Origin of the sequence: Nonomuraea monospora, from assembly GCF_039531895.1 — a bacterium.
Taxonomy (GTDB): Bacteria; Actinomycetota; Actinomycetes; order Streptosporangiales; family Streptosporangiaceae; genus Nonomuraea; species Nonomuraea monospora.
Genome location: NZ_BAAAQX010000001.1, coordinates 281,478 through 302,836, shown reverse-complemented (window position 1 = coordinate 302,836; position 21,359 = coordinate 281,478). Strand labels below are relative to the sequence as shown.

The 21,359-nt window shown below is 71.4% G+C and carries 20 protein-coding genes; 12 read left to right on the top strand and 8 right to left on the bottom strand.

What is annotated here, in order from left to right; translation table 11 throughout:
* The first annotated feature begins 36 nt into the window (after positions 1 to 36).
* A complete protein-coding gene (locus ABD331_RS01410) occupies positions 37 to 1,296 on the top strand; it encodes an MFS transporter (protein ID WP_344470291.1) in 1,260 nt (419 codons plus the stop codon).
* A 235-nt stretch (positions 1,297 to 1,531) separates the two neighbouring features.
* Here ABD331_RS01410 and ABD331_RS01405 read toward each other — a convergent pair whose 3' ends face one another.
* Complete coding sequence (locus ABD331_RS01405; RefSeq protein ID WP_425565929.1) at positions 1,532 to 3,106, bottom strand: bifunctional 3'-5' exonuclease/DNA polymerase; 1,575 nt, start codon at positions 3,104 to 3,106, stop codon at positions 1,532 to 1,534.
* 204 nt (positions 3,107 to 3,310) lie between these two features.
* The gene (locus tag ABD331_RS01400) at positions 3,311 to 4,582 is read right to left on the bottom strand and encodes a metallophosphoesterase family protein (RefSeq protein WP_344470740.1); all 1,272 of its coding nucleotides are present in this window, start codon (positions 4,580 to 4,582) and stop codon (positions 3,311 to 3,313) included.
* 345 nt (positions 4,583 to 4,927) lie between these two features.
* Here ABD331_RS01400 and ABD331_RS01395 point away from each other — a divergent pair, with 345 nt between their 5' ends.
* Entirely contained in the window at positions 4,928 to 5,341 is a 414-nt protein-coding gene (locus ABD331_RS01395) for a hypothetical protein (protein WP_344470290.1), read from the top strand.
* A 4-nt stretch (positions 5,342 to 5,345) separates the two neighbouring features.
* Here the strand turns inward: ABD331_RS01395 and ABD331_RS01390 are convergent, their stop codons facing one another.
* Positions 5,346 to 6,911, bottom strand: coding sequence for an FAD-binding oxidoreductase (locus tag ABD331_RS01390; RefSeq protein ID WP_344470739.1), 1,566 nt, complete (start codon positions 6,909 to 6,911; stop codon positions 5,346 to 5,348).
* Between the two features lie 31 nt (positions 6,912 to 6,942).
* Between ABD331_RS01390 and ABD331_RS01385 the strand changes: the two genes are divergently transcribed.
* From ABD331_RS01385 to ABD331_RS01360, 6 genes are all read left to right on the top strand, one after another.
* On the top strand, positions 6,943 to 7,452 hold the full coding sequence (locus tag ABD331_RS01385; protein WP_344470289.1) for a TetR/AcrR family transcriptional regulator: 510 nt from the start codon (positions 6,943 to 6,945) through the stop codon (positions 7,450 to 7,452).
* Positions 7,445 to 8,941 carry a glycerol-3-phosphate dehydrogenase/oxidase gene (locus tag ABD331_RS01380; RefSeq protein ID WP_344470287.1) on the top strand — a complete coding sequence of 499 codons (1,497 nt, stop codon included), beginning with the start codon at positions 7,445 to 7,447 and terminating at the stop codon, positions 8,939 to 8,941. The genes ABD331_RS01385 and ABD331_RS01380 overlap by 8 nt, the downstream gene beginning before the upstream one ends.
* Positions 8,942 to 9,044: 103 nt before the next feature.
* Complete coding sequence (locus ABD331_RS01375; RefSeq protein ID WP_344470285.1) at positions 9,045 to 9,914, top strand: sucrase ferredoxin; 870 nt, start codon at positions 9,045 to 9,047, stop codon at positions 9,912 to 9,914.
* Positions 9,915 to 10,014: 100 nt separating this feature from the next.
* The gene (locus tag ABD331_RS01370; RefSeq protein ID WP_080036407.1) at positions 10,015 to 10,326 is read left to right on the top strand and encodes a WhiB family transcriptional regulator; all 312 of its coding nucleotides are present in this window, start codon (positions 10,015 to 10,017) and stop codon (positions 10,324 to 10,326) included.
* 269 nt (positions 10,327 to 10,595) lie between these two features.
* On the top strand, positions 10,596 to 11,798 hold the full coding sequence (locus tag ABD331_RS01365; RefSeq protein ID WP_344470283.1) for an esterase-like activity of phytase family protein: 1,203 nt from the start codon (positions 10,596 to 10,598) through the stop codon (positions 11,796 to 11,798).
* Between the two features lie 233 nt (positions 11,799 to 12,031).
* Complete coding sequence (locus ABD331_RS01360) at positions 12,032 to 12,688, top strand: hypothetical protein (RefSeq protein ID WP_344470281.1); 657 nt, start codon at positions 12,032 to 12,034, stop codon at positions 12,686 to 12,688.
* Positions 12,689 to 12,806: 118 nt separating this feature from the next.
* Here ABD331_RS01360 and ABD331_RS01355 read toward each other — a convergent pair whose 3' ends face one another.
* Positions 12,807 to 13,040, bottom strand: a complete 234-nt coding sequence (locus tag ABD331_RS01355; RefSeq protein WP_080036405.1) for a DUF397 domain-containing protein — start codon at positions 13,038 to 13,040, stop codon at positions 12,807 to 12,809.
* 135 nt (positions 13,041 to 13,175) lie between these two features.
* Positions 13,176 to 14,000 (bottom strand): helix-turn-helix domain-containing protein, encoded by an 825-nt coding sequence (locus ABD331_RS01350; RefSeq protein WP_344470737.1) that lies wholly within the window; start codon positions 13,998 to 14,000, stop codon positions 13,176 to 13,178.
* A 288-nt stretch (positions 14,001 to 14,288) separates the two neighbouring features.
* On the opposite strand from ABD331_RS01350, the gene ABD331_RS01345 reads away from it, so the two are divergent.
* A complete protein-coding gene (locus tag ABD331_RS01345; protein ID WP_344470278.1) occupies positions 14,289 to 14,660 on the top strand; it encodes an ATP-binding protein in 372 nt (123 codons plus the stop codon).
* A 122-nt stretch (positions 14,661 to 14,782) separates the two neighbouring features.
* On the opposite strand, the gene ABD331_RS01340 is transcribed toward ABD331_RS01345, so the two are convergent.
* On the bottom strand, positions 14,783 to 15,409 hold the full coding sequence (locus ABD331_RS01340; protein WP_344470276.1) for a phosphoribosyltransferase: 627 nt from the start codon (positions 15,407 to 15,409) through the stop codon (positions 14,783 to 14,785).
* A gap of 354 nt (positions 15,410 to 15,763) precedes the next feature.
* On the bottom strand, positions 15,764 to 16,861 hold the full coding sequence (rsgA, locus tag ABD331_RS01335; protein ID WP_344470274.1) for a ribosome small subunit-dependent GTPase A: 1,098 nt from the start codon (positions 16,859 to 16,861) through the stop codon (positions 15,764 to 15,766).
* A 281-nt stretch (positions 16,862 to 17,142) separates the two neighbouring features.
* Here rsgA and ABD331_RS01330 point away from each other — a divergent pair, with 281 nt between their 5' ends.
* The 3 genes from ABD331_RS01330 to ABD331_RS01320 all read left to right on the top strand — a co-directional run bounded on the left by ABD331_RS01330 (position 17,143) and on the right by ABD331_RS01320 (position 19,861).
* Positions 17,143 to 17,691, top strand: coding sequence for a sigma-70 family RNA polymerase sigma factor (locus tag ABD331_RS01330; RefSeq protein ID WP_263657385.1), 549 nt, complete (start codon positions 17,143 to 17,145; stop codon positions 17,689 to 17,691).
* The gene (locus ABD331_RS01325) at positions 17,688 to 18,419 is read left to right on the top strand and encodes an anti-sigma factor family protein (RefSeq protein ID WP_344470272.1); all 732 of its coding nucleotides are present in this window, start codon (positions 17,688 to 17,690) and stop codon (positions 18,417 to 18,419) included. Before ABD331_RS01330 ends, ABD331_RS01325 begins: the two co-directional genes overlap by 4 nt.
* A gap of 167 nt (positions 18,420 to 18,586) precedes the next feature.
* Entirely contained in the window at positions 18,587 to 19,861 is a 1,275-nt protein-coding gene (locus ABD331_RS01320; protein WP_344470270.1) for a CHRD domain-containing protein, read from the top strand.
* 223 nt (positions 19,862 to 20,084) lie between these two features.
* On the opposite strand, the gene glyA is transcribed toward ABD331_RS01320, so the two are convergent.
* Positions 20,085 to 21,359: a serine hydroxymethyltransferase gene (gene glyA / locus ABD331_RS01315; RefSeq protein WP_425565928.1), complete on the bottom strand. Its 1,275-nt coding sequence runs from the start codon at positions 21,357 to 21,359 to the stop codon at positions 20,085 to 20,087.

The following is a 21,359-nucleotide window of genomic DNA, read 5'->3' as shown; positions in this document are numbered from 1 at the left end:
TTGGGGCGTTGTTAGCGATTATGCGAGACTTCACGGGTGACCAGTGCCCCCACCAAGCCCGCTGTCTCGCCTCCCGACCTCATTCAGCGCATCCAACGCCGGACCCTGGTCGTGCTCTCAGCGGCGCAGATCGTGGGCGGCGTCGGCGTGGCCGTCGGGCTGGCGCTCAGCTCGGTCGTCGTGGACGAGCTGTCACGCTCGACGGTCATCAGCGGCTTCGCGGGCACGGCCACCGTGCTCGGCGCGGCACTCCTGGCCCTGCCCACCGCCAAGGCGTCCGGCCGGGGCGGACGCCGGGCCGGGCTGTCGCTCGCCTACACGGCGGCGCTGGCGGGCTGCGCGATCTCGGTGCTGGCCATCAGCCTGCACACCTGGCCGCTGCTGCTGGCCGGCCTCGTCCTGGTCGGCGGCGGCAGCGCGGGCAGCCTGGCGGCCCGCTACTCGGCGACCGACCTGTCGCCGAAGGACCGCTCGGCCCGCCACCTGTCGCTGGTCGTCTGGGCCTCGACCATCGGCTCCGTGGCCGGCCCGAACCTGGCCGAGCCCGCCGACCGCATCGGCATGAGCCTCGGACTGGTGGAGAAGGCGGGGCCGTTCGCGTTCGCCGCCCTGGCCTTCGCGCTCGCGGTGGTCGTCATCCTCTGCTTCCTGCGCCCCGACCCGCTCACCCTCGCCCGCGCCGGCGCGCCCGCCGCCGACTCGGGACGCAACCGCACCATCCGCACCGCCTGGCAGACGCTCCGCAGCACCCCGATGGCCCGCCGCGCCCTGGTCATGATCGCCGTCAGCCACACGGCGATGGTGTCCGTCATGTCCATGACTCCGGTCAAACTCCACCACGACGGCTCGAACCTGGACGTCATCGGCCTCGTCATCAGCCTGCACATCGCCGGCATGTACGTGCTCTCGCCCGTCGTGGGCTGGCTCGCCGACAAGGCGGGCAAGGTGCCGGTGCTGGTGCTCGGCTCCGCCCTGCTGCTCAGCGCCGCCGCCCTCGCCGGGACGGCGGGCCACCGGGTGTGGCAGGTGACGGCGGCGCTGGTGCTGCTCGGGCTCGGCTGGTCGTGCGGCCTGGTGGCGGGCTCGGCGCTGGTCACCGAGTCGGTGCCGATCGAGCGCCGCCCTGCCGTGCAGGGGCTGTCCGACCTGCTGATGAACGTCTGCGGCGCGACGGGGACGATCGTCGCGGGCGCGATCGTGGGGCTTCTGGGCTACGGCATGCTCGGGCTCATGGTCGGCATCATGGTCGCCCTGTCAGGCCTCTGGCTGATCACCGTCCGCCACCGCACCCCCTGACCCCCGCCCAGCCCGAACGCCGTACCACCCGCCCAGCCCGCACTCCTTAGCGACCGCCCAGCCGAACGCCGTACCACCCGCCCAGCCCGCACTCCTTAGCGACCGCCTAGGCCGAACGCCGTATCGCCCGCCCGGCCCGCACGCCATGCCGACCGCCCGGCCCGCACGCCATGCCGACCGCCCAGCCCGCACGCCATGCCGACCGCCCGGCCCGCACCCCGCGCGGTGGGCGGGCTCACTTGGCGTCGGCGTAGGACTTGACCGCCACCGCCTCCATCGGGAACCGCACCGGCGTCCCCCCGAACAACAACCGGCTGGCCTCCGCAGCCGAGCCCGCCACGGCCGCGATCACCTCGTCGGCCAGCTCGGCCGGACAGTGCACCATCACCTCGTCGTGCTGGAAGAACACCAGCCGCGCAGGCTCCGGCAGCCGCCCACGCAACACGGCCAGCAACGACAGCGCCCACTCCGCCGCCGTCCCCTGCACCACGAAGTTCCGCGTGAACCGCCCGCGATCCCTGGCCGCCCTGCCGCCCTCGGGCCCTGACACCAGCTCCTTCCACCGCTCGGACGGCGGCGGGCTGGTGCGCCCGAGCCAGGACCGCACGAGCCGCCCCTCCTCCCCCGCCTTGGCCGCGTCTTCCACGAACTGGTAGGCCTTCGGGAAGCGCTGCCGCATCACCGCCAGCAGCTTGGAGGCGTCGCCGCTGGTGCCGCCGTACATCGCGGACAGCATGGCGATCTTGGCGTTGGCCCGCTCGCCGCCGAACGACTGCGCCAGCGCGGAGTACAGGTCGATCTCCCCCGCCGCCCTGGCCAGCCCCACGTCGCCGGCCATCGCCGCCAGCACCCGGGGCTCCAGTTGCGCGGCGTCCGCGACGACCAGCATCCACCCGTCGTCGGCCATCACGACCCGCCGCATCACCTTGGGGATCTGCAGCGCCCCGCCCCCGTGGGTGGCCCACCGCCCCGACACGACGCCGCCCACCACGTACTCGGGCCTGAACCGCCCGCCGCGCACCCACTGGTCGGCCCACGTCCACCCGTGCGCGCTGAACAGCCGGGCCAGCTCCTTGTAGGCCAGCAGCGGCGCCACCGCCGGATGGTCGATCTGCTTGAGCTCCCACTGCCTGGTCGTCTTCAGCGCCACCCCCGCGCCCTTGAACGCCTTGACGAGCTGCTGCACCGAGTCGGGGTTGACCTGGTGCCCGAACGCGGCCGCCACCTCGTCGGCCAGCGCCTGCAGCCGGGCCGGGCGCATGCCGTGAACCGGGCGCGGGCCGAGCATCTCGGTCAGCAGCGCGTCGTGCACGTCCCTGCGCCACGGCATGCCCTCGTGCGCCATCTCGGCGGCGACCAGCGCACCGGCCGACTCGGCCGCCACCAGCAGCCGGAACCGGCCGGGCTCGGGCAGCGCGGCGATGCGCCTGAGCTGGTCGGTCAGCACCTCGGCGACCTCCCGCGCGCCGAGCGGCTCGGGCGCGAACAGCGTGCCAGGCGCGTTCGGCTGCTCGTCGGGCACCGGCAGGCCGTGCAGCCTGGCGTGCGCGGCCCTGGCCGAGCGGGGCTCGCCGTAGCGGCCCTCGTACGCGAGCAGCAGGCCCTCGGTGAGCGCGAGGTCGTGGCAGCGCGCCACCCGCACGCCCCGCTCCAGCAGCGGCGGGTACGTCTCCCGCGCGTCCGCCCACACCCACCGCGGCCCCTCGGCCTCCTCCAGCTCCCTCACGGCACGCGCGAGTCCGTCAGGACCACCGACCGGCAGCCCCGCCCCCAAGCCGCCGGAACGATCGGCCGCGCCACCGACCGGCAGCCCCGCCTCCCGATCGCCGGGACGGCCGCCCGCGCCGCCGACCGGAGGGGTCGTCTCCCGGCCGCCCGCGTCATCGACCGGCAGCGCCGTCTCCCCGTCGCCGGGGCCACCGCCCGCGGCGCCGACCGGGAGCACCGTCTCCCCTGCGACCACGACATACACGTGGTCAAGGGTGCCAAACCCGTCCGACAAAAAAGCACGAGGTCAGGCGAGGCTGATCCGCACCTCGTCCTCCAGCGGCGGCTCCAGCTCCTGCGCCAGGCACCCCGTGGCCGCGAAGCACCGCAACGTCAGCTCCCCGGGGGTCACGGTGGCGTGCAGGAACTGCTTGAAGAACGGCGGCGTGTCCCAGTCGGACAACTCGGACAGGAAGCGGTGGAACACCTTGTCGACCGGCAGCCGGAACGGCCATGGCCAGCCCCCGAGCAGCCGCGCCGCCCACCGCATCCGCCGGGTGATCTTCACGGGCCCCGTGGGGCTTCTGACCGGTTCGTTCCTGATGTGCTCCGACATCATGCACAACGCTTCGGAAGGCGTCAGGTAGAGCCACTTCATCCGCAGCCGCTTGGCGTAGAGCTGGCTGTAGAAGGACAGCGAGTCGCCGCGCAGCGGATAGCACTTGAACGCGTCCTCGTGCACGCCGGAGACGTCCACGCGGCCGATGGTGTGCGTGGCGTGCATGAACGCCCCGCCGCCACCCGACACGATGTACTGGATCACCCGGTCGCCCACCTTGACCGGGTATCGCTGGTAGTTGTGCACGTCGCCGCCGATGGCCGCGACGTACCGGTGTGCCGGGTCGCGCACGATGTCGTCGATCGTCCCGCCGCCTTCCAGCGGCGACGGCTTGTACGCGTTCGCGGTGTAGATCGGCTTGCCGGTCACCAGGATCTTCGGCCGCGGGTCGAGCGAGACGCGACGCAGCCAGGCGGCCTGCTTCTCGTCGATCACGTTCCTGATGCCGGTGTCCACTCCCACGACGAGCAGGCTGTCGCTCTCGATCGTCCAGTACGGCCCCGGCTGCGTGGCCTGCTGCGACGGCTTGCCTCTGAGCCTGCGCGCCTCGGCCAGCGCGGCCTCGTCGATGGTCTCCGGCTTGCGCCACAGCAGGCCGCGCAGCCCGCGGTCCGGCGCCGGCTTGAGCGGCGGCGCGTCGCAGAAGACGCGCATGAAGCCGCCGAGCCCGTCGTACCAGTCGTGGTTGCCGGGGATCGCGTAGATGGGTGCGTCGTAGTCCTGGTACGGGCGGAAGAACTTGGCGCCGTACTCGTTGCCCGACCCCGTCGGATAGATCACGTCGCTGGCGATGATGGCGAAAGAGGTGTCCTGCCCGAGTTTCACCATGCCGGGAACAACGGCGTACTGGGATGCATCTCCTTCGCCTGTATCCCCAAGCAGAAGAAAACTGAAATGACTCCCGATGGACGGTTTGATGCGAAATTCCGGATCAACGCCCCGCGCTTCCTGGGACTCCACCCAGCGCGCCCGCACCTCCCCTGACGGGTCTCCGAACAACCCGGCAAGGATCTCGTTGCGGGACAGCCAGAGCGTACGTACATTCAACCAGGTAAAGCCCTGCTTATCGGGTCTGAGCTGCGCAAACGTACCTGGTTGCACACAGGCCCAACCCGCACCCTCCTCAGAGATCCGGGAGGAAACCTGCTTACCGCGCTCAGCCGCGACTTCCACCATGACCTCATCTTTACCGTGATCTACCTTTTGCGCGACCTGAACGCTCCGTACCGTTGGGAACACAGAAGGTGCGCAATGGTGTAGCCTCACCCCCCAAGCAAGCGGTTGGGACTGCCCTAGGAGGCTCCCATGACCCGTAACAGCCCGGACGACGCGACCCGCAAAGGCACCTCCGCCGTGGCGGCCATCGAGGGTCTGCTCGCCTTCGCCGCGAACCGGCCGCGCTGGGCCGGGAGCTCGGCGCTCAACAGCGCCGGCGAGGCGATCGCGAGAAGCCGGGCGCTGGCCGCGCAGTCGCCGGAGCACAACCCGCTGCTCGCCCGGTGTCTGCGCACGACCGCGAGGCTGATGCTGGCCAAGGGGCGCGCCATGGAGGCGCTGCCGCTGGCCCAGGAGGCGGTGGCGCTGACCCGCTCGGCCGGCGGCGGGGCGCTGGGGCTCTCGCTGCGGCGGCTGGCCGAGGTGCAGGAGGCCCTGCACCGCTTCAGCGACGCCGCCGCCACCCTCGCCGAAGCCGACCGCCTCCCACCCCCACCCGGCTGACTTCTCAGCCTCGCGGGACGAGCACGCCGGGGTTGAGTATCCCGGCCGGATCGAGCTCGGCCTTGACCGCACGCAGCACCCCGGCCCCGACGGGCCCGATCTCGCTCGCGTAGGCGTCCAGATGATCCCGCCCCACCCCGTGGTGGTGCGTGATGGTGCCGCCCGCCGCCACGATGGCCGCGTTCACCGCCGCCTTGGCCCGCTCCCACTGCGCCACCGGGTCACCGTCCTGCGGCGTCACGACGGTGAAGTACAGCGAGGCCCCGGTCTCGTACACGTGCGAGATGTGACACATCACGAGCGGCGACCCGAGCGCCCCGAGCAGCGCCAGCCGGACAGCGTCGTACAGGCGCGGCAGGTTCGCCCAGAACCCGGCCGTCTCCAGCGTCTCGACGGTGGCGCCGGCGGCGAGCAGGGAGTCGCGCAGGTAAGGGGCGGAGAAGCGGCCGTGCTCCCACGCCTCGCCCGGCCCGGCCCCGAGCGGCTCGCCGCCCGTCCGGGACAGCACGACGGAGGCGGCGGCATGCCGGCCGCCGACCCGCTCCCCCTCGTACCCGGCGATCAGCAGGCACCCCCCGGAGCCGCCTGAGCCGATCTCCTCCGGCTTGGCCAGGCCGATCATCGTCTCGGTCTCGTCGGAAAGGCGCAGCACGGTCGGCGCCGGCCCTTCCTGGACGAGTGCCCGCACAGCGGCCGACCCCTCCTGGAACGACGCGAACCGCCACCCTTCGTACCGCCGCTCGCGGGGAGCCCTGCGCACCCGCAGCCGCAGCGACGTGATCACCCCGAAGGCCCCCTCGGACCCGAGCACGAGCTGCCGCAGGTCGGGCCCGGCGGCCGACTTGGGGGCGCGCCCGAGCTCCAGGGTGCCCGCGGGCGTGGCCAGCGTGAGCCCGACGACCATGTCGTCGAAGCGGCCGTACCCGGCGGAGGCCTGACCGCTGGACCGGGCGGCGGCGAAGCCGCCCAGCGTGGCGTACTCGAAGGACTGGGGGAAGTGGCCCAGCGTCAGCCCGCGTCCGGACAGCAGCCGCTCGGCGTCCGGAGCCCGCACCCCCGGCTCGAACTCCGCGATCATGGACTCCTCGTCCACGGACCGCAGCCGGTCGAGCCGTCCCAGGTCGAGCGCGATGACCCCGGCGAACCCCGCCCGGTCGGCGGCCAGCCCGCCCACCACCGAGGTGCCGCCGCCGAAGGGCACGACCGCGACGCGCTCGCGCGAGCACAGCCGCAGCAGCTCGGCGACCTCCTCGTGGGAGCCGGGCAGCACCACGGCGTCCGGCGCGGCCGAGCCGTCGCCCGCGCGCATGCGCAGCAGGTCGGGGGTGGACTTGCCGCGCGTGTGCCGGACGCGGGCCTCGTGGCCGGTCAGCACGTTCGCGTCGCCGACCACCTTGGCGAGCGCGCCGAGCAGCGGCTCCGCCAGCGCGACCGCCGGGAGCGCGACCTCCTCCAGCGCGGCGGCGGGCGCGCCGGGCGCGCGCACGCCGAGCAGGTCGCGCAGCAGCGCCCGCACCGGCTCGGGCAGCTCGCGGGCCTTGGCGGGGTCTCCCCAGCCCGACCACGACATCGGTTCTCCAGTCACGCATACACTGTGACACATGACGTCGATTCGTCACAATGAGGGCGTGCTGGACGCCGCACGCGACTGCGTGCTGGCCTACGGGGTGCGCAGGACCACGCTCACGGACGTGGCGCGGCGCGCCGGGGTGTCGCGGATGACGCTCTACCGCCGCTGGCCCGACGTGCGCACGCTGGTCGCCGACCTGATGACCAGGGAGTGGGTGCGGGTGGTCGAGGGGCTCGACCTGTCCGATCCCGTACGCGCCATCGTGGCGGGCGTCAGGGGGCTGCGCGAGCACCCGCTGTGGCGCAAGATCGTGGAGGCGGACCCGGAGCTGCTGGTGCCGTACCTGCTGGATCGGCGCGGCGCCAGCCACGAGGCCATCCTGGAGGTGCTGGAGCCGGTCGTCGGCGATCCGGCCAGGGCCAGGGCGGTGCTGCTGGTGGCCCAGTCGTTCCTGCTGTCCGCCCCGACCATGCTCGACCCCGTCACGCTGGACGAGCTCGACGCCGAGCTCGCCGCCCTGCTGGAGGCCTACCTTGGATAGCTCGCTGAACGCCGCCAGACGCTCCCGTGAGCTGCGCGGGGTCGCGGAGGAACGGGTGGACGTGCTGGTGGTGGGGCTCGGGGCGACGGGCGCGGGCGCCGCGCTCGACGCCGCCACGCGGGGGCTGAGCGTGGCGGCAATCGACGCGCACGACCTGGCTTTCGGCACCTCCAGGTGGAGCTCCAAGATGGTGCACGGCGGCCTGCGCTACCTGGCCAAGGGGCAGGTGGGCGTGGCGTACGAGAGTGCGGCCGAGCGCGGCATCCTGCTCCGCCGTACGGCTCCGCACCTGGTCAGAGCGCATCCGTACGTGCTGCCGCTGACCCCCGAGGTCTCCCGCCGCCAGGCGGCGCTGGTGATGACCGGCTACCGGCTCGGCGACGGGCTGCGGGCCGCCGCGCGCACGCCGCGCCGCCTGCTGCCGGGCCCGACGCGCCTGAACGCGGCCCGCGCCCACACGCTGGCGCCCGTGCTGCGCGCCGACGGGCTGCGCGGCGCGCTGCTGTCGTGGGACGGCCGGCTGCTCGACGACGCGCGCCTGGTGGTGGCCATCGCGCGGACGGCCGCCGCGCACGGGGCGCGGGTGCTGACCCGCTGCCGCGCGCTGCGCCTGACGGGCCACGGGGCCGAGGTGCGCGACGAGCTGACGGGTGAGGAGTTCACGATCCGCGCCAGGGTGGTGATCAACGCCGCCGGGGTGTGGGCGGGCACGCTGGACCCCCAGGTACGGCTGCGCCCCTCGCGCGGCAGTCACCTCGTCCTGGAGCCTGGCACGCTGCCGGGGCTGATCGCGGGCCTGCACGTGCCCATCCCCGGCGAGAGCAACCGCTTCGCGCTCGTGCTGCCGCAGCCGGATGGCCGCATTTATGTGGGTCTGACCGACGAGCCGGTGGACGGGCCGGTGCCGGACGTCCCCGAAGTGCCCGAGGAGGACGTCAGAACGCTTCTGGAGGTGTTGAACGGGGTTCTTGAGGTCCCAGTGACCAGGGAGGCGGTTGCGGGCTCCTACGCGGGCCTCAGGCCGCTCCTGGCCGCCGGCGGCAGGACGGCCGACCTGTCGCGGGAGCACGCGGTGTTCTCGCAGGACGGTGTCGTGACCGTCGTGGGGGGCAAGCTGACGACATATCGCCGCATGGCCGAGGACGCGGTGGATCGAGCGGTCTCGCAGGGGAAGCTCCGGGCTCGCCGCTGCCGCACCCGGCGCGTCCCGCTCGTCGGGGCCGGCTCACGCCCACAGGGAGTGCCCGCCCGCCTGGCCGAGCGGTACGGCTCCGAGGCCGAGTCCGTGCACGAGCTCGTCAAGGAGCACCCGGAGGAGGTCGGGCTCGGCCTGACCAAGGGCGAGCTGCTCTGGTCGGTCCTGCACGAGGGCGCGCTCGACGAGGGCGACCTGCTCGACAGGCGGACCAGGATCGGCCTCGTCGAGCGGGACAGGGATCGCGCCCTGCCCGCGACACGGGACGTGCTGGACCGGTTCTCCCGCGCCTAAACCCGCCGATCCGTTAGGTTAGTCTTACCTAAGTCGGATCGCGAAGGGGGCAGGGGCGTTGGCGAGGGGCTGCGAGCATCCGATGGGATGCCACACCGGCGAGATGCCCACACTGGCCAGTGCCACCGTGGGAGCCCGCCTGTGGCTGCTCATCGAATACACCGGAGCCTGGCCTTCGCGCCTGGAAAACTTCGAACTTCCTGAAGAAATCTCGAAACTCGTCCACCGGGCGCTCGAACGCGGTATCAGGCCTCAGCTCATCCGCCGCCCCGGCAAGCGGACCCGCCCACGAGAGCAGGGGATCCGTGTGCTAGTGGGCTACGCGGAGGGCGAGCACCCCTGGATAGCGCAGGGAGTCGTCGCAGGTCCTGACGATCTTGACCTGGACGCGCTCATGGCCGGAGTGGTCCCGGAGTCCTGCATACTTGAAGACGAGCCGGTATTTCTGGTCTGCACGCACGCCAAGCGCAATGTGTGCTGCGCCCGCATTGGACTACCCCTCGCCCGGTCCCTGGCAGAAATCTTGCCGGACAGAGTGTGGGAAACGTCACACGTTGGCGGCGATCGCTACGCCGCCAACCTCGTGTGCTTGCCACACGGAATTTTCTACGGCAGCATGTCTCAGGCTGCTGCATCGGCAGCGGCTAACGCGTACCGGTCGGGCGAGGTCATTCTCGACCGCTACCGGGGACGCGCAGGCATCCCTGAGCCATTGCAGGCCGTCGAGCACTTCGCCCGAGCCCATACGGGAGAGTGCTCCGTCGGCGCGGTGGCCGTGGAATCCTCCAGGACGGACGGCGACGTCACCGAAGCCATTGTGCGCTGCGGCGACGTCCGGCTCCAGGTTGTGATCGAGCCATCGGCGTTCACGGCGCCGTGTGGTACGGCTTGCGCCGAGACGATCACCACCTACCGGCTGGTTTCGCTGGACAGGCTCACGCCTGTGCGGTACGCCACGCCCGCTCTCGCCTGAACAGGGAACATCACGGCCCGACGTTGCGTTGGAACAGTGACGCCATAAGCGTCCAATGCGGCTCAATTACCGAAATACCTCTCACGAAGGTGGTTTTCTCATGTCTCAGGTACGTCGGCAGCTCGCCCGCCCGCGCCCCAGCTGGGGTTGGCAGGATGATGCCGCGTGCCGGGGTGAGGACCTCGTGCTCTTCTTCGGCCCCGATGGGGAGCGGCAGCCCGAGCGGGACGTACGCGAGCGGAAGGCCAAGGCGATCTGCGCCCAGTGCCCCGTCCGCAACGAGTGCCTAGACTACGCGCTGTCCCGGCCGGAGAAGTACGGCACGTGGGGCGGTCTCAACGAGGACGAGCGCGCCAGCGAGCGTCGCCGTCGCATGCGCCGCGCGGCCAGCGCCGGCATCTCCGCCGCCTGACACCCGGCAGCATCACCATCATCGCGTGATCACGCAGTTGTCCCGATGAGCCGGAGCCTGACCCGACGGTCAGGCTCCGGTGAACCCGGTCGGAGCAACTGCTTGATCAGGCCCGGGTGGTCCCACCCCAGCACGTGATCTCGCACCGCGGGCGACGCCCGCGGTGCGAGTCTTTTCATGGCCTGCCCTGACCTGCCCGACATCTGGCGGTCATCGCCCGTTGCCGTGCGTTCGGGAACGCGTCATGTGCCCGCCCTAGTGTGCCCGGCATGAAACGCATCGCCATCCTGACGTGCGCGGGCGCGCTCACCCTCGGCCTCGCGGCCGGCCCCGCCACCGCGGACCCCGAGCGGGCCTCCACCTCCTTCGGGCAGGCCACGCTGACCGGGTTCGCCTCCCTCCCGGCGCTGACCTTCGTCCCCGGCAGCGAGCCGTCGGGCTCCCTCCTCGGCACGACGCCCGTCAACGGCGTCACCCCGCCGTTCACCGGCCAGCCGGTGCAGGGCTTCAGCGGCATCGCGCGCCGCCACGACGGCACCTACGACGTGCTGTCCGACAACGGCTTCGGCAACAAGGCCAACAGCTCCGACTTTCTCCTGCGGGTCCACCGCATCAAGCCCGATTTCGGGGCCAAGTCCGTCCAGGTGCTCGGCGGCTTCAACCTGACCGACCCGCGCGGGCTCGTCACCTGGCCGCTCACCCGCCAGGACCGCACGCTGACCGGCGCCGACTTCGACGTCGAGTCGATCGTGCGCTCGACGGACGGCACGTACTGGATCGGCGACGAGTTCGGCCCGTTCCTGCTGCACTTCGACCAGAAGGGCCGCCTGCTGGACGCGCCCGTCGCGCTCCCCGGCGTCCAGGCCCCCGAGAACCCCGCGCTCAACGGCGGTCAGCCCAACCTGGCCGGCAGCAAGGGCTTCGAGGGCATGGCCAGGGGCGTGGACGGCCGCCGCCTCTACCCGCTGCTCGAAGGCACGGTCAGCGGCGACCCGGCGGGCACGCTGCGCATGTACGAGTTCGACCTGCGCAAGCGGGCCTACACCGGCAAGCGGTGGACGTACGAGCTGGAGGACCCCGCGCACGCCATCGGCGACGCCATCGCCGTCGACGAGAACCGGTTCCTGATCATCGAGCGGGACAACGGGCAGGGCGACGCCGCCAAGGTCAAGCGCATCTACCTGGCCGACAAGCGCGACAAGGACCGGGACGGCGCCCTGGACAAGACCCTGGTCGCCGACCTGCTGAACCTTGCCGACCCGCGCGGGCTGGGCGGCGCGCCGGGCACGTTCCGGTTCCCGTTCCAGACGATCGAGGACGTGATCATCCTCGATGACCGGACGCTCGGCGTGCTCGACGACAACAACTTTCCCTTCTCCAACGGTCGTACGGCGGGCAAGCCTGACGACAACGAGTTCATCACCGTACGGCTGACCCACGGCCTCAAGGCCGACCCACGCGTGTACCGCTGACCCGCGCAGCGCTCCGGCCGCCGACCGCATCCGGTCGGCGGCCGCTTCGTGGATGAGGCGCCTGCCCGGCCATCAGCACGCGCGTGGATGAGGCGCCTGCCCGGCCACCAGCACGGCGTGGATGGGGCACCTGCCCGGCCACCAGCACACGCGTGAGTGGGCACCTGCCCGGCCACCAGCACACGCGTGAATGGGCACCGGCTACCAGCACTCGCGTGGATAGGGTGCCTGCCATGCCACCAGCACCGCACACTCCACCCGCGACCGCCGCAGCAGACCTCGAAGAGATCATCCACCTGGCCGTCGAAACACTCCGCCACGCCCCGCAGCCCGCCTGGGACGCCAAGGCGGGCTCACTCGACTGGACGTGCTGGGAAACCGCCGAACACCTGGCCGACGACCTGTTCGCCTACGCCGTGCAACTCGGCCTCACGACGCCGCCGCTGGACGTGTACGTGCCGTTCGTCATGGAGAGCCGCAGGCCGGACGGCCCGTCGAACTCCGTGCACGCCGACCCCGCCGCGGGCGTCACGGGCCTGATGCAGGTGCTGCAGGCGAGCGGCGCGCTGCTGGCCGCGATGGTACGCACCGCGCCGCCGGACGCCCGCGCCCACCACGGCTTCGGCCCCGCGGACGCCTCGGCCTCCGCCGCGATGGGCCTGGCCGAGACGCTCGTCCACGTGCACGACCTGGCCGAGGGCCTCGGCCTGAGCTGGAATCCGCCCGCCGAGGTGTGCGCACGCGTGCTCGCCCGGCTCTTCCCCGACGCCCCAGGGGACACGGACCCCTGGGCGACGCTGCTGTGGGCGACGGGCCGCGCCGAGCTTCCCGGCCGTCCCCGTCTGACGCGCTGGCGCTGGCACAACGCGCCCCCGTCACCGCAGTCGTGACCGAAACTCCACGTCACCTGGACCGTAACCCGGCGACCAGCAGAGACCTCGGACGACCTCGGACAATCTCAGACGTCCCCGGACGGCCTCGGACGGCCCCAGATGCCTTCAGAAGACCTCAGACGATGAGGTCGTCGAACTCGCCGTCCTTGGCCCCGAGGACGAACGCGGTGATCTCGGCGCGGGTGTAGACGAGCGCCGGTCCTTCGGGAAAGCGTGAGTTACGCATGGCTATTTCCCCCGTGGGCAGGTTCGCGACTTCGACGCAGTTGCCGTTGGGGTTGCTCCGCTTGCTCTTGCGCCAGACGACGGGAAGGCGGCCGGCGGGCGTTCCGTTCCGGAACTCGTGCATGGGGGCAGCTCCTCGCGATCTTACGGATGCACGTGCATCCGCGTTTGCGAGGTGACAATACGGCAACAGGAACTGCTCCATATACCGGACGACCAAAAATCCCGCTATGGAGTGGATCACAGGGGTTTCAGCAGCTCATGCGGAAATGAGGCGTTCCAGGAAGCGCCTGGTCGCCTTCGGCTCCTCCGCCTGGATGCTGAGCCGGTCCATGACCTCCATGTAGTGGTCGGAATCGACGGCCTTGTCCAGGTAAAGGGCGCTGGTGAGCTGCTCCATGTAGACGACGTCGGGCAGCTCGCGCTCGGGGAAGCGCAGGATGCTGAACGGACCGCCGGCCGCCGCGTGACCACCCCGGTCGAACGGCATGATCTGCACTGTGATGTTGCGCTCCGCCGTGACCTCCAGCAGGTGCGCGATCTGCTCCCGCATGATCTCGGAGCCGCCCAGCGTGCGGCGCACCACGGCCTCGTCGATCACGGCCCACAGCGTCAGGCCGCTCTCCAGCCGCTTCTGCCGCGTCATGCGCAGCGCCACCCGGCGCTCCAGCTCGTCCTGGGACGCCTTCTCGTGCGCCAGCTCGATCACCGCCCTGGCGTAGGCGGGCGTCTGGAGCAGCCCAGGAACGAACTGGTTCTCATAGGTACGGATGCCGGCCGCGGCCCCTTCCAGGCCGATGTAGACCTCGAACCAGGCGGGCAGCAGATCGCCGTACTTGTGCCACCAGCCGGGCGCGTTGGCCTGCTTGGCCAGGGCCAGCAGCGGCTCGCGCTCCTCGGGGTCGGTGACGCCGTACAGGGTGAGCAGGTCGGCCACGTCACGCTGCTTGAAGCTGACCTGGCCGAGCTCCAACCGGCTGATCTTGGCATGAGATGCCCGAATCGAATACCCGGCGTCCTCGCGCGAGATACCCTTCTCCGTACGGAGCCTGCGCAATTGCGTCCCCAGCAGGATCCGCAGCACCGTCGGGCTTCCCGGCGAATAGCTGAGAAGCTTCCCTTCCGTGCTCTGTGCGCTCACTCCATCGCTCCCAGGTCATCTGCACGTGCAGATGCGATTCGCATCCGTAAACTACGAAAAGTCTTGCATCGGTAAGCACTCCCCGTAAAGATGGGCATTGGATCACCAGACCGCGCTTCGGGGGCCAGAATGACGACTTTCGACGCTCGGCCGCAAGCCGCCATAGGTGCCCGGCCACCAGGATGGCTCTCCTCCGTCCTGGTAGATGGACGTACCGGGGAATGCGACGCCGTGTTCCCCTTCCATCGTGGCACGGCGCTGGAGCCGTCCTGCGTCGCCACGGCCCGGCGATTCGTCGACCAGACGCTCACCGCCTGGGGCACCCTGGAGCACGCCTTCGACGTTCAGCTCGTCGTCTCGGAACTGGTGACCAACGCCATGCGGCACGGCGGCGGGGCCGCGCAACTGCGGCTGCTGTCGCATCGGGCGGAGCTGGCGTGCGTGGTGACCGACAACAGCCAGACGGTGCCCGTGGCGGCCGCTCCCGACGTCTTCTCCGAGTACGGGCGGGGGTTGCGGCTGGTGGACGCGTTGTGCACGGCATGGGGATGGCTCTGCCCCGAGGGCTCCCGCAAGGTCGTCTGGGCCATCATCGCAAACTGAGGCACGGCCGCGCGCAGGTCACGCATGCGGCAACACCCGGCTACTTCACGCCTCCGGGCAATGCGCGCCTGCAAGCAGCGCGCACCTCTAGCAGTGCACGGATGCGGGGGCGGGCAATTGCGTCAGTCGCGGCCCAGCAGGTGCAACACGTCGGCGTCGCTGAGCTGATCGAAGCGCTCGTACCACTGCCCCACCGCCCTGAAGTCGAGCGGTGTCCTGAGCACCACCACCTCGTCCGCCTCCTTCCGCATGGACCGCACGGTGTCCTGCGCGCCCACCGGAACGGCCAGCGTCACCTTCGCAGGCTTGACCGTAGCGAGCGCCCGGAGCGCGGCCCTCGCGGTGCCGCCCGTGGCCAGGCCGTCGTCCACCACGATCACCTCCCGCCCCTCGACGGGCGGCAGGGGGCGGTCGCCGCGGTAGGCGCGCACCCGCCTGGCCAGCTCCCGGCGTTCCTCCTCGACGACGTCCGCCACGTCCTCGGGGGTCATGCCCAGGCGCTGCAGCAGCGGGCGGTCGAACACCGGCTCGCCGCCCTCCGCGATCGCCCCGACGCCCAGCTCCGGGGTCGGCGGGTAGCCGATCTTCCTGGTCACCAGCACGTCGAGGACGGCGTCGAGCCTGCGCGCGATGGGCACCGCCACCGCCACACCGCCGCGCGGCAGGGCGAGGATCACGGGGTCGTGCGCGTCCCGCAGCCGCTCGGCGAGCTGCGCCCCTGCGTCGGCCCGGTCTGCGAAGAGCTCCATGACCTGTGCCTACCCTCTGACGCCCGCTCCTCCCCGCACGCACACATCCCCGTTCCCCTCACACACACGCACGCCCGCCCACGCCCACGCACGCCCGGCCCGTCGCGCCGCGGCCCGAGCACGCCCGCGCACGAAGCCCACGTACGCAGGCCAGGCCCGTCGCGCCCTCGCCCGTGCACGCCCGGTGCGTCGCGCCGACGCGTCCGGTAAGCCGTTGCTCGCCTACAGGACCTCGCGCCTCGCGCGCCCGCCCGACCAGCGCCAGGCCGGACCGGGCGAGGCGCGCGGGCCAGGCGGGCCGGGCGGGCGGACGGGCGGACGGGGCGGGCGGGCGGGGCGGGCGGGCAGGAAGCGTCAGGGGCGGCTGCGGCCCGAGCGGCGCATCTCCTTGGTGATGAGCTTCCACTTGTTCTGCTGCTCCTTACGCAGCCGAGCATCAGTCCTGGAAGCCATCCACACCGCCTCCCGCTGCAACTTCCGCCAGCTCTCCAGCCGCCTCTCCGGCAGTTCCCCCCGCTCCAGGGCGGCCATCACCGCACACCCCGGCTCCTCCTCGTGCCCGCAGTCGCCGAAGCGGCACTGCTCGGCGAGGCTTTCGATGTCGGAGAAGACGAGGTCGACGCCCTGCCCCATGTCGTACAGGCCGATCCGCCGGATGCCCGGCGTGTCGATGACGAGGCCGCCGCCGGGCAGCGGGATGAGCTCGCGGTGCACGGTGGTGTGCCGGCCGCGCCCGTCGGCGGCGCGTACCTGCTGGGTCTCCATGACGTCTCCCCCGGCCAGCGCGTTGACCAGGGTGGACTTGCCTGCGCCGGACGGCCCGAGGATGACGGCCGTGCGGGAGCCGTCGAGGTGGTCGCGGACGAGCCGGACCCCGTCCCCCTGCAAGGACGAGACGGCGTGGACGTCCACGCCGGGCGCGGCGAGGCGGACGTCGGCGAGGAGGTCGTCGAGGCCGCTCTCGAACAGGTCGGACTTGGTGATGAGCACGACGGGCGTGCCGCCGGACTCCCAGGCGAGGGCGACGAGGCGTTCGATGCGGCCGAGGTCGGCGAAGTCGGTGGCGTGCATGGACGGCTCGGCGACGAAGACGACGTCCACGTTGGCGGCGAGCACCTGGCCCTGGCCGTCGCCTGAGAGGCCGCCGATCGAGTCGCGGCTGACGCCGCCGCGGACGAATGCGGTGGTGCGGGGCAGGACCTCGTCGAGCTCGTAGCGGCCCTCGGGCAGCCATTTGAGCGCGACCCAGTCGCCGACGCAGGGCAGTGCCACCGGGTCGGCGGCGGAGGCGCGGCGCACGCGGGCGCCGTATCTGGCGTGGTGCTGGCCGTCGGCGGCGATGACCTCGGCCGCGCCGCGATCGACGCGAGAGACGCGGGCCGGGACGGTGCCGTCAGGCAGCTCGGCGGCGCGGAAGCCGGCCCAGCCGAGCAGGGAAAGATCGTAAGACAACGCGGTGAACCTTTGATCGAGAAGGAAACGGGCTGGTCAGTTGGACGCCCGGAGGTGGGTTGAGGACACGTTGAACAGGAAGACCCGCATAGCCCTCACCTCCTCGATCAGTTACCGGAGCGACTCTACGCAGGGTGTCCCCGGCGATGCAATCGAATTATCTTCCCCGATCTGTTGAACCGTGCCAGGGCGGCTCCCCGTACCACCTCTCGACGGACTGAGAAAGGGGAATGATGCGAACCGGCACGTATCCCCCGCCCTCGGCCGAGGGAGCCGCCCCGATGGGCAAGCCGCGCTTACGACACTGGATCCGGCGCGTACGCCCGGACGACGAGGTGGTCGTGTCCGCGCTCTACCGGGAATACCACAGGCCGCTGCTGGCCTTCGTGATCCGGCTGACCGCGGGCGATCGGCAGTGGGCGGAAGACGTGGTGCAGGAGACCATGATCCGGGCCTGGCGGAGTGCGGAGCAGCTCGACCCCGACTCGGTCTCGCTGATGCCCTGGCTCGCCACGGTCGCCAGACGTATCGTGATCGATGACCGGCGGCGCAGGGACGCCCGCCCCCAGGAATCGGGTGACGGGCCGCTGGAGAGCATGCCCGTGCCTGACGAGATGGAGGGACTGCTGCACCAGGTGGTCGTGTCCGAGGCGCTGAAGGCGTTGTCGCCGGCACACCGCGAGATCCTCAACGAGACGATCCTGCGGGACCGGTCGGTCAACGACGCCGCGGTGGCGCTCGGCATCCCGGTGGGCACCGTGAAGTCCCGTGTCTATTACGCCGTGCGCGCGCTGCGCATCGCTCTGGAGGAGAGGGGGGTGAAGGCATGACGTCGAGAGTCGAGCACACGGACGTCGGAGCGTACGCGCTCGGGCTCCTGGACGAGGACGACCGGCTGGCCTTCGAGGCCCATCTCCTCGGCTGCTCGCCCTGCCGTTACGAGTTGTCCGACCTGGCGGGTGTGGCCAGCGTGCTGAACGGTATCGGCCCCGTGGAGGACCTCGGCCCCCCTTCTTTTGAGCCGCAGGGCGAGGTGGTGGACCTGCTGCGGCGCAAGAAGGCGGCCGACAGGCGGACGCGCAGGGGCACGTTCGTGATCGGGATGGCGGCGGCGGTCACGCTGGTGGCCGGCGGGCTGACGATCGGCACGCAGCTCAGCGCGGACGACCCACCGGTGGTGGCGCAGGGGCACAGCGGTCACATGGGGACGAACATGGGCCCGGCCGAGCAGTTCTACGCCGACGGCAAGCCCATCGAGGGCAAGGGCGTGGAAGGCGTGACGGGCGGCCTGGTCGTGGAGTCGAAGGGCTGGGGCACGCACGCGGCGCTCAAGCTGTCCGGGGTGAAGGGGCCGCTGGAGTGCGAGCTGATCTCGGTCGGCAAGTCGGGTGAGCGACGGGTGATGACGGGGTGGTCCGTACCTCCAGCCGGGTACGGAGTGCCGGGGTCGCCCGACCCGCTCTACATGCACGGCGGCAGCGCCACGCAACTGCGGGACATCGATCACTTCGAGGTGGTCACCTCGGCGGGTAAGAAGTTGCTCACCGTCGAGGCGTGAAGCTGCTGGGAATGCCCTCTCACCGCTGGTGGGAGGGCATTTTCATGTGCCGGGAAAAATACCGGCCCACGGATTGAACCCCATCGGCCGCCGGTGCGTACTGCCTGCCGTACCGACCGGAAAATATAGCCTTTTACGGGGGTTTCCTGATGGATATCCGAAAGATCATGATTTACGGGGTTTTAGGGGCCTGCGCGGTTGCCGCCCTGTCGGTTCCCGCGTCCGCGTCCACTTCGGGGGATGACATCTACCTGGCCGCGGGCCTGCGCGGCGCGAACGAGGTCGGCAGCCCCGGCGACCGGAACGGCCGCTCGACCGTCGTCCTCAAGATCAGCGGGAACGAGGTGACGTTCGCCGCCAGGTGGAACAAGATCGGCACACCTACCGCCGGTCACGTCCACGCCGGCGCCCGGGGCGTCAACGGCGACGTCCGGCTCGACCTCCTCACCACCTCACCGCCGTCCTCCGTGCGCGGCGTCACCGGCACCGTCACCGCCACGAACGACCTCGTCCAGGCGCTCGTCGCCGACCCCGGCGCCTTCTACGCCAACCTGCACGACGCCGCCCACCCCAAGGGCGCGGTACGGGGGCAGTTCCACCGGCTGAGCAAGCCCGTCGACCTCAACGGCGTCCTGCACGGCAGCGACCAGGCCACGCTCTCCTCCCAGGCCGACGGCGGCCAGGAGGTGCCGGAGAACGACGGCAAGCGGCGCGGCGACGCCGACGGCAAGGCCACGTGGTGGCTGCGTCCTGACGGCTCCTCGATCGCCTACACGGCCACCTGGAGCGGGCTCGGCCGGGTCACCGCCGGGCACCTGCACAAGGGCGCGACGGGCAGGAACGGCGCGGTGGTGGCGGAGCTGTTCGCGGCCCCCGAGGGGCTGCCCCAGAACGTGACCGGCGTCGCGGGGGTGATGCCGGTCACCGCCAAGATCGTCAAGCGCATCGCCGCGAACCCGGGCGCGTACTACTCGAACCTGCACACGCTGGACTTCGACGGCGGCGCCGTGCGCGGGCAGCTCTCCGGCGCCGCGTTCACCCACCCGCGCGCGCTCACCGCCGACGTGCTGCGCGGCTCGCAGATCTACGCCTGCACGCAACTGCCGGCGGGCGGCTTCGGGTTCACCCAGCTCGGCGTGACGGCCAAGCTGCGGCGCGGCATCGACCACTCGTTCGTGACGCCCGCGTCGGGGCCGCCGCAGTGGATCGCCCCGGACGGCAGCGCGGTGCGCGGCGCCGTCGTCAGCCGGACGCCCAACGGGGGCAACATCCCCGAATTGGTGCTCGACGCCACGCAGGCGGGCGCGAACACCGGCCTGCTCGCCCACGCGACCCAGATCCTGCGCCTCAACACGACCGGCGGCGTGGCTCCCACCGGAACCTGCCAGCCGGGCGCGGAGGCCAAGGTGGCCTACGGGGCCGACTACCTCTTCCTCGGTTAGACCATCCGGGGGACGATTCGGTCCCGTCCCCCGATTCCAGGCCGATCCCGGACCAGTCCTCCGGGCCGTGATCGGCCGACCGCGACGGGGTACTCCGGCCCACCCCGCTCGCACGAAGCACCCCACCGCGCACCGGGAGCCCGCGCGGTGGGGTGTTTCGTTTCTTCTCTTACGGAAGGGCGCCGTTGCCGGTCGGCGTCACGGCGCGAGGTCGGCCGGGTGCTTACAGGCCAGGGGCGGGGAACTGGGCGGTGAGCTCGCTGACCTCGTGATGCACGCGGGTGATGACGTCCTCGGCGTCGCCCTTGGCGAGGGCGGTGACGACCTCGTCGATCCAGGCGCCGATCTGCCGCATCTCCGCCTCGCCCATGCCGCGCGACGTCACCGAGGGCGTGCCGATGCGGATGCCCGACGGGTCGAACGGCTTGCGGGTGTCGAACGGGACCGTGTTGTAGTTGGTCTCCAGGCCGGCGCGGTCGAGCGCCTGGGCGGCGGGCTTGCCGCCGATGCCCTTGGGGGTCAGGTCGAGCAGGATCAGGTGGTTGTCGGTGCCGCCGGAGACCAGGTCGAAGCCGCGCGACGACAGCTCCTCGGCCAGCGCCTTGGCGTTGCGGACCACCTGGTGGGCGTACTCGCGGAAGGACGGCTGGGCGGCCTCGTGGAGTGCGACGGCGATGGCGGCGGTGGTGTGGTTGTGGGGGCCGCCCTGCAGGCCGGGGAAGACGGCCTTGTTGAGCGCCGTGGCGTGCTCGTCGGCGGTGGCCATGAGCATGGCGCCGCGCGGGCCGCGCAGGGTCTTGTGAGTGGTCGTGGAGATCACGTCGGCGTGGCCCACGGGGGACGGGTGCGCGCCGCCCGCGACCAGGCCCGCGATGTGCGCGATGTCGGCGGCCAGGACGGCGCCGACCTCGCGGGCGATCGAGGCGAAGCCCTCGAAGTCGATGGTGCGGGGGATGGCGGTGCCGCCGCAGAAGATGAGCTTCGGCCGGTGCTCCAGGGCGAGCTGCCGGACCTCGTCGAGGTCGATGCGGCCGGTGTCCTTGCGCACGCCGTAGCGGACCGGGTTGAACCACTTGCCCGTGGCGGAGACGGACCAGCCGTGGGTGAGGTGGCCGCCGAACGGCAGGCCCATGCCCATCACGGTGTCGCCGGGCTGCGCGAACGCCATGTAGACGGCGAGGTTGGCGGGCGAGCCCGAGTAGGGCTGGACGTTGGCGTGGTTGACGCCGAAGACGGCCTTGGCGCGCTCGATGGCGAGGGTCTCGACCTGGTCGATGACCTGCTGGCCCTCGTAGTAACGCTTGCCTGCGTAGCCCTCGGAGTACTTGTTGGTCAGGACGGTGCCGGTGGCCTCCAGCACGGCCTTGGACACGTAGTTCTCCGAGGCGATCAGCTTGACCGTGTCGGACTGGCGGCGCTCTTCGGCCTTGATGAGCTCGGCGATCTGCGGGTCGACGCTAGCGAGAGAACTCATGACTCTCCTGTCATCGTTGACGAT